7 protein-coding genes are annotated in these 7,368 nt (G+C 66.0%); all 7 read left to right on the forward strand.

Features of this window, described 5'->3' with window-relative positions; translation table 11 throughout:
* Nucleotides 1–314: 314 nt before the first annotated feature.
* A complete protein-coding gene (locus QTH97_RS31490; RefSeq protein ID WP_286572524.1) occupies nucleotides 315–2,141 on the forward strand; it encodes a sensor histidine kinase in 1,827 nt (608 codons plus the stop codon).
* A complete protein-coding gene (locus QTH97_RS31495; RefSeq protein ID WP_286572525.1) occupies nucleotides 2,138–2,788 on the forward strand; it encodes a response regulator transcription factor in 651 nt (216 codons plus the stop codon). Before QTH97_RS31490 ends, QTH97_RS31495 begins: the two co-directional genes overlap by 4 nt.
* Before the next feature lie 259 nt (nucleotides 2,789–3,047).
* Complete coding sequence (locus tag QTH97_RS31500) at nucleotides 3,048–3,842, forward strand: DUF3313 domain-containing protein (RefSeq protein WP_286572526.1); 795 nt, start codon at nucleotides 3,048–3,050, stop codon at nucleotides 3,840–3,842.
* Nucleotides 3,839–4,588, forward strand: coding sequence for a hypothetical protein (locus tag QTH97_RS31505; protein ID WP_286572527.1), 750 nt, complete (start codon nucleotides 3,839–3,841; stop codon nucleotides 4,586–4,588). Before QTH97_RS31500 ends, QTH97_RS31505 begins: the two co-directional genes overlap by 4 nt.
* Before the next feature lie 8 nt (nucleotides 4,589–4,596).
* Nucleotides 4,597–5,574 (forward strand): formylglycine-generating enzyme family protein, encoded by a 978-nt coding sequence (locus QTH97_RS31510; RefSeq protein WP_286572528.1) that lies wholly within the window; start codon nucleotides 4,597–4,599, stop codon nucleotides 5,572–5,574.
* 441 nt (nucleotides 5,575–6,015) lie between these two features.
* Complete coding sequence (locus tag QTH97_RS31515; protein ID WP_286572529.1) at nucleotides 6,016–6,840, forward strand: transporter family protein; 825 nt, start codon at nucleotides 6,016–6,018, stop codon at nucleotides 6,838–6,840.
* Between the two features lie 25 nt (nucleotides 6,841–6,865).
* A complete protein-coding gene (locus QTH97_RS31520; protein ID WP_286572530.1) occupies nucleotides 6,866–7,090 on the forward strand; it encodes a hypothetical protein in 225 nt (74 codons plus the stop codon).
* Nucleotides 7,091–7,368 lie beyond the last annotated feature (278 nt).

Genomic DNA, 7,368 nt, shown 5'->3' on the forward strand with positions numbered 1-7,368 from the left:
TCCACGGTGGTTGAACAAACACGATGCGGCACTGTCTTGCGCTCGGTATCGTCAGCACGATCTTCACCCGACCGGAGGCCCCTGAGAATGGGGTCCGGGGGCAATGCGCTTGCCCGAAAGGGAAGGTGCCCACGCGATTCGTTCTGCATTCGCACCGTTCCGGTGCGAGCCTTGGGGCAAATCGATTGCCCTAAAGGGCAAGTGGACTTGCGGGTGTGTAGCGTGGATCATCCATGTCCCGACACTTGCAATGTGATCGAACGATGGGTATTCACGGTGGACGCTGGCCTGGGTGGCTCGTCGCGATCTGCTGCATGCTGCTTGCCCCGGCGGCCATGGCCGCCGACGCCCGAAGCGTGCTGGTGCTCTATTCCAATGGCCGCCTCGTGCCGGCCAACGTCGACGTCGAGCGCGGCTTGAGGGGCGCGATCCGGGACACTGCCGTCAGGCCGGTGGAGGTCTTCACCGAGTTCCTCGACTATCCCGAGTTCGTCGGCGAGGACTACGAAGACACCGTCGCGACCTATCTGCAGCGCAAGTACGCCGGAAGGCCGCCCGATGTCATCATCGCCGTGGCAAGGCAATCGCTCGACTTTCTTCTGCGCCAGCGCGCGCACCTGTTCCCGGGGGCTCCCATCGTCCACGCGGCCGCGTTCAGGGCGTACCCCGAGCCATTCCCGACGCTGCCGCCCGACGTGGTCGGCGTACCGGTCGAGTACGACCCCGCCGGCACCATCGAGCAGGCGCTGCGCTGGCATCCGAAGGCGCGCCATCTGCTCGTGGTGACCGGTGCGATCCCGCGCGACCGTGAATGGGAGGCGATGCTGCGTGACACCTTCGCGCAGTTCGAAGGACGGCTGGCGATCGAATTCCTGGCCGGGGCGTCGACCGACAAGGTCCTAGAGCGCCTGCGTGGGCTGGATGAGGGCTGGATCGTGTTCACACCCGGCTTCTACCAGGGCAGCGACGCCCTCAAGTACACGGCGCGCGAGTCGGTCCAGATGATCGCCAAGGCCGCCACCGCCCCCGTCTACGGAACGTTCAGCAGCTTCGTCGGCACCGGGGCCGTGGGCGGCCGCGTCCCGAGCTTCGAGGCCACGGGCCGCCAGGCAGGGCAGATCGTCAACAGCCTGTTCGACGGCGTGGCGCCCGCGGCGCTGAACCTGCCCAAGGCCATGCCCAACGAGTTGAACGTCGACCTGCGGCAGACACGCCGATGGGGCATCGCCGACAAGGACATTCCGTCCGACGCGGTGGTGCAATTCAAGGAGCCCACGTTCTGGGAGGCGTACCGGACGGTGGCGATCGTCGGCGGCACCGTGATCCTGCTGCAGGCTGGGCTCGTCGCCTCGCTCATGATCGAGCACCACCGTCGCCGCAAGGCAGAGATGGCGCTCATTCAGCGCGGGGGAGAACTCGCCCACGCCTCGCGCCTCGCGATCGCCGGGGAACTCACGGCTTCGATTGCGCACGAGATCAATCAACCGCTGGCGGCCATCCTGACCAATGCCGATGCAGCCGAGATGATTCTCCAGTCCGGGGCCGACCGCCGCGAGGACCTGCGCATGATCCTGGCGGACATTCGGCGGGACGATATGCGGGCCAGCGATGTCATTCGCCGCCTGCGCACGCTTCTGTCCAACAAGCAGATCGCGCGCCAGGCCTTTGACCTCGCCGAGATTGTGAGCGACGCCTGTGCCATCCTTCAGGCCGAGGCGCGGCGCAGGGACGTGAATCTCGTGGTGCGAGATTCCGCGGCGTCCGGCCACGTCTTCGGTGATCCGGTCCAGATCCAGCAAGTACTCATCAACCTGGTGCTCAATGCGATGGATGCCGTCGAGGGCATGCCTGACGACCGGCGGACTGTTGTGGCATCGGTCGAGGCGGAAGCGGACGGGCTTGCAATGAGCGCGCGTGACCGGGGCCCGGGCATTGCGCCCGAGCATCTGCCCAAGCTCTTCGATTCGTTCTTCAGCACCAAGCGCCGAGGCATGGGGCTGGGCCTTGCGATCGCGCGAACCATCGTCGAAGCGCACGGAGGCCGCATCCGGGTGGAGAGCGAACCCGGCCATGGCACCGTTTTCCATGTTTCGCTGCCCGTGCACGGTCAAAGCAGCGTCCAGGCCGCCGCCTTCGCATGAACGCTTCTCCGCTCATTCATGTGGTCGATGACGATGAGCCGCTGCGGACCGCGCTGCTCAGGCTGCTCGACATGGCAGGTTTCGAGGCCCGTGGGTATGCCTCGGCGGGCGAGTTCCTGCTCCATCCGCCGCCCGATCGTCCGAGCTGCCTGTTGCTCGATGTCCGCATGCCCGGTCCTTCGGGCCTGGACCTTCAGGGCGCTTTGGAAGAAGACGGTATCCCGCTGCCGATCGTCTTCTTGACGGGACATGCGGACGTCCCTTCCTCGGTGCAGGCCTTGAAGGGTGGGGCGGTGGACTTCCTGGAGAAGCCGGTCCAGCGCGACGCCTTGCTCGCGGCACTCGGGCGGGCGCTTGCTCGCGACGCTGCCCAGCGGGAAGTCCGTGTGGAGGCCACGCGGCTTCGCGCGCTGTTCGCCACGCTATCGACGCGCGAAAGAGAGGTCTTCGATCGCATCGTCGCAGGCAAGCTCAACAAGCAGATCGCCGACGAGCTCGGCATCAGCGAACGCACGATCAAGACGCAGCGCGCACACCTGATGGTCAAGCTGGGCGTGGACTCGACGGTCGAGCTCGGGGCCCTTGCCGAGAAACTGAGCCGAAGCGCTCCAGGGACCGCGCAGCGGCCTGCCGACATGGGCGGCTAGCGAGAGTGCCGTGTGCCGCCCGCCGGATCAGGCGAACTCGTTGGTTCTGCTTGATTGCAGCGTCGCACGCTCCGACAGCCGTTCCATGCGGGTCGGCGCCATCTAGGCCTAACGCGCCTTGCAGGTGCCGCACCGCGCGCGAAGGGCCAACCTGCCCTTTCGGGCAAGTGAATTGCCCTTCCACCCGATGGTCCTGCGTCAAGTCGGCGGCGACGATCGTGAGAGCGCACGCTCCCGTCGCCTGCACCCAAGGATCTCGATGACATCGCACTTCCACCGAAGCTCGTTCAGCGCCTGCATCGCAACGGCGCTTGCCCTGCTCGCGACCGGCTGTGCGGCGCCCGGATCGGGCAACGCCGGCATTACCGCGTCCGACGACCTGGCCAAGGTCTCCAACGTTGGCTTCCTGACGGAGCCCGGCAAGCTGAAGGCGCAGCCCGCGAACGGTGGGTTCCTGTGCTGGCGGCAGGCCGGTGTCAACTGGAGGAGCTACGACAAAGTGATGTTCGAGCGCATCCAGGTCTACGTCACGCCGGCCACGGCGCAGAGCCCGATCGACCCCAGCGACCTCAAGACGCTCGTCGACTACTTCCACAGTGCGATGGTCAAGAGCGTGTCACCCGAGGTTCAGGTCGTCAACGTGGCCGGCCCGGGAGTGCTGCGGGTCAGGCTTGCGCTGACCTCGCTGGTGCCGACGAACACGCTGGAGAGCATGGCCGGCACCGCCGTGCCTTACGGCTTCGTCGCCGAGATAGGCTCCGGGGCGGCCACGGGGCGCCCCGTCGGGTCGACGCCCTACCTGGGCAAGACCGGCCTGGAGGCACAGTTCCGCGACGGTGCCTCCGGCACGGTGCTGGCCGAGTGCGCCGACACCCAGATCGGCCTCAAGTACGCGGCCGACCTCAACAACGGGGCGACCACCGCGGCGGAGGCCTGGATGAACGGCTACGTGAGCTCCTTCACCAGCTGGAGCTACGCGCAGGACGCCTTCAACAAATGGTCGGCCGCCTTCGCCCGGCGGTTCGCCGAACTGCGCGCCCAGTCCCCGCAATGAAAGCGCTGACCGCCATCTGCAGTCTCGCCACCGCGATGGGCTGCCTGTCCGCATCGGCGCAGACCACCCTGCCTGTCGCCAACGAGTGGCAGTTCGAGTTCGTTCCCTACCTCTGGCTGGCAGGCATCCGCTCGGATCTCAAGCTGGGGCCGCTTCCCGGGAACACGCTGTCGGTGAGCTCCACGGGCATCCTGGAGGCGCTGGACTTCGGGGCCATGGGCACGCTCGAAGCCCGCAAGGGCCCGTGGGGCGGATGGCTCGACGTGCAATACGTGAAGCTGGGCGTGTCGAACCAGTTCGCCGGCGGTCTGCTGGGCGGCTACAACGTCAAGTTCGAGCAGACCATCACCACGCTGGCCGGTTTCTACCGCGTGATCGACGGCCCGGTGGCCGTCGATGTGCTTGGCGGCGTGCGCTATGTGGATGCCAAGACCAATGTCGACTTCGCGCCCAGCCTGCGCGGCCTCGGGGGGAGCAAGGAGGAGAAGGTGGGCTCGACCGACGGCGTCATCGGCGTGCGCGCGATCGTCCCAGTCGGCGACAAATGGTCGCTGCTGGGCTACCTCGACGTCGGGGAAGGCGGCTCGAGTTCGAGCTGGCAGGCCATCGCCGGCGCCAGCTACCAATACTCCCCGGTCACTTCATTCAAGTTGGGTTATCGCTACCTGGATTACAGGCGCGACGATGCAATGCTCAACAAGGTGGCCATGGGCGGCTTCTACTTCGGCGCCGGATTCAAGTTCTGAACGCAAACATGACGACCGAAACTTTCACATCGATCGATGTCGTCCCGGCGCTGCATCCGGGCATGCTGTGGATCCCGGGCGGTAACTTCCGCATGGGATCGGACCACCACTACCCCGAGGAGAAGCCGTCGCACCGCGTGACGGTCGACGGCTTCTGGATGGATGCCACGCCGGTCACCAACGCGCAGTTCAGGGCCTTCGCCGACGCCACCGGCCATGTGACCTTCTGCGAACTCCCGCCCGATCCCAAGGACTATCCGGGCGCGCTGCCCGAAATGCTCAGGGCCGCCTCGTCGGTGTTCGTGGCGCCGCCGGGACGCGTGAGCCTGCGTGACCACTTCCAGTGGTGGGCCTTCGTCGCCGATGCCAACTGGCGGCAGCCGCAAGGGCCGGGCAGCAGCATCGCCGGCAAGGACGATCATCCCGTGGTGCACCTGGCCTGGAGCGATGTCGAGGCCTATGCGAAGTGGGCCGGCAAGGAGATCGCGACCGAAGCCGAGTGGGAGTTCGCCGCGCGCGGCGGACTGGAAGGAACCGAATACGCCTGGGGCAGCGAACTCGCGCCGGGAGGCGTTCACCAGGCCAACACCTGGCAGGGCGAGTTCCCGTGGCAGAACCTGGCGGAAGACGGCTTCGCGGGCACGTCGCCCGTGCGCAGCTTCGCACCCAACGGCTACGGCCTGCACGACATGATCGGCAACGTCTGGGAGTGGACCCAGACCTGGTATTCGCCGAGGCACCCGGACGAGAAGCTCAAGGCCTGCTGCATCCCGGTGAACCCGCGCGGCGCCCCGAAGGAGCAGAGCTTCGACCCCGGCATGCCGGAGATTCCGATCCCGCGCAAGGTCATGAAGGGCGGTTCGCACCTCTGTGCGCCGAACTACTGCAGGCGCTACCGGCCGGCCGCCCGGATGCCGCAGCCGGTGGACACCTCGACCTCGCACCTGGGATTCCGGTGCATCGTGCGTTTGCAGGCACAGCCATGACCCTCGCGAACGACGCAGTGCCGGCCCGACTCGGGCGAATCCTCGCCTTTGCCGCGCTTGTCGAAGGCGTCACCGGCCTGGCCTCGCTCATGGTGCCGGCCCTCGTCATCCGGGGGCTGTTCGGCGTTGAGGTCGAGGGCGCGTCGCTGGCGCTCGGCCGCGTCTGCGGCATTGCGCTGATCGCCCTCGGCTGGGCCTGCTGGCCGGGCGGGCGTGGCCAGCAGGGCACCATGAAGCCATCGCGCGCCATGCTGATCTACAACGGCCTGATCGCGCTGTACCTCGCCTGGGTCGGCCTGGCCCATCCCCGGCGGGCCTGCTCCTGTGGCCGGCGGTGGTCCTGCATGCCATCGTGGCGGGGATTCTGGTCCATGCGGCGCGCACGGACGCATGAGGAGCTCCACGTCGACGTTCCTGGTCAAACCCTTTGGAGTGAGAACAATGCGTTTCAGCTTCCATGCGAAAGCCACCCGCGCGAGCGCAGCCATCATGATCGCCGCGTTGCTGGCGGCTTCGGCCCGCGCCGAACTGAGTGCCGAGGAACTCGCCAAGCTCGCGCAGAACCCGGTCGGCAACCTCATCAGCGTGCCGTTCCAGAACAACACCAATCTCAACTACGGGCCCGAGAAGGGGACGCAGAACATTCTGAACATCCAGCCGGTGATCCCGATTTCGATCAACAAGGACTGGAACCTCATCACCCGCACCATCCTGCCAGTGATCTCGATGCCCTCGCTAGGTCCCGGGATCGGCAGCTTGAATGGTGTCGGTGACGTGGTTCTCACCGCCTTCTTGTCGCCGGCCAACCCCGGCAAGTGGATCTGGGGTGCTGGACCGGTGGTGCAGATTCCGACCAACAGCAACTCGGAACTGGGCAACAAGAACTGGGGGCTGGGGCCGGCCCTCGTCGTGCTGCACATGGACCATGGCGACCCTTGGGTCTACGGTGCCCTGATGAACAACATCTGGTCGGTGAGCAGCAGCAAGCAAGGCGGCTCGTACAACAACGGGACGCTCCAGCCATTCATCAACTACAACTTCCCAGGCGGCTTCTACCTCACCACGGCGCCGATCATCACGGCCGACTGGAACGCCGAAAGCAGCCAGCGCTGGACGGTGCCGCTGGGCGGAGGCGTCGGCAAGATCTTCCATCTGGGGAAGCTACCGGTGAACACACAGCTATCGGCGTACTACAACGTGGTGAAGCCGGACAACGGCCCCAACTGGCAGATCCGTCTGCAAGCGCAGTTCATGTTCCCCAAATGACCGGCACAACGCTCACCGGCAGGCAATGCAAATCTTCGAACCGCTGTGCGGCGCGGAGGTGGTCAAACGCAACCTGCAACGTTCCGGCATCAGCATAGGCTTGGATCACCACTATCCGGAGGAGAAGTTCTCGCATCGCTTGACCGTCGACGGCGTTTGGATGGCGTTCCGCTTCCCTTTCGGGCAATGGATCTGCCCTTCGACCCAGTTACCTTTCGCACGCCGACGCGCAATGATGAACCCAGACTGAACGCTGCCTTGCCGATCGGGCCATCTGGCAACGCAAGCTTCGGCACTCACATCCACCGAGAGAGAAGGAGTCGCGCGCATGAACATACTCCCACCGCACCTCTCGCGACGGCGTGGTCAGCGGCTCGATGCCTCCCAGCAATGACACCGATCCCGACCCGCGTGGTACTCGTGGTGGACGACGACGACAGCATGCGCCAGGCCATCGAGCGGTTGCTGATGGCCGCCGGACTGAAGACCGCGACCTATGCCTCGGCGGAAGCGTTGCTGGCGAGCGGC

The organism is Variovorax gracilis, assembly GCF_030317115.1.
GTDB classification, from domain to species: domain Bacteria; phylum Pseudomonadota; class Gammaproteobacteria; order Burkholderiales; family Burkholderiaceae_C; genus Variovorax; species Variovorax gracilis.

Bases quoted from the DNA above. Each gene is read 5' to 3' on its own strand.
- QTH97_RS31490 (WP_286572524.1), top strand. From the start codon at position 315: ATGCTGCTTGCCCCGGCGGCCATGGCCGCCGACGCCCGAAGCGTGCTG.
- QTH97_RS31495 (WP_286572525.1), top strand. From the start codon at position 2,138: ATGAACGCTTCTCCGCTCATTCATGTGGTCGATGACGATGAGCCGCTG.
- QTH97_RS31500 (WP_286572526.1), top strand. From the start codon at position 3,048: ATGACATCGCACTTCCACCGAAGCTCGTTCAGCGCCTGCATCGCAACG.
- QTH97_RS31505 (WP_286572527.1), top strand. From the start codon at position 3,839: ATGAAAGCGCTGACCGCCATCTGCAGTCTCGCCACCGCGATGGGCTGC.
- QTH97_RS31510 (WP_286572528.1), top strand. From the start codon at position 4,597: ATGACGACCGAAACTTTCACATCGATCGATGTCGTCCCGGCGCTGCAT.
- QTH97_RS31515 (WP_286572529.1), top strand. From the start codon at position 6,016: ATGCGTTTCAGCTTCCATGCGAAAGCCACCCGCGCGAGCGCAGCCATC.
- QTH97_RS31520 (WP_286572530.1), top strand. From the start codon at position 6,866: ATGCAAATCTTCGAACCGCTGTGCGGCGCGGAGGTGGTCAAACGCAAC.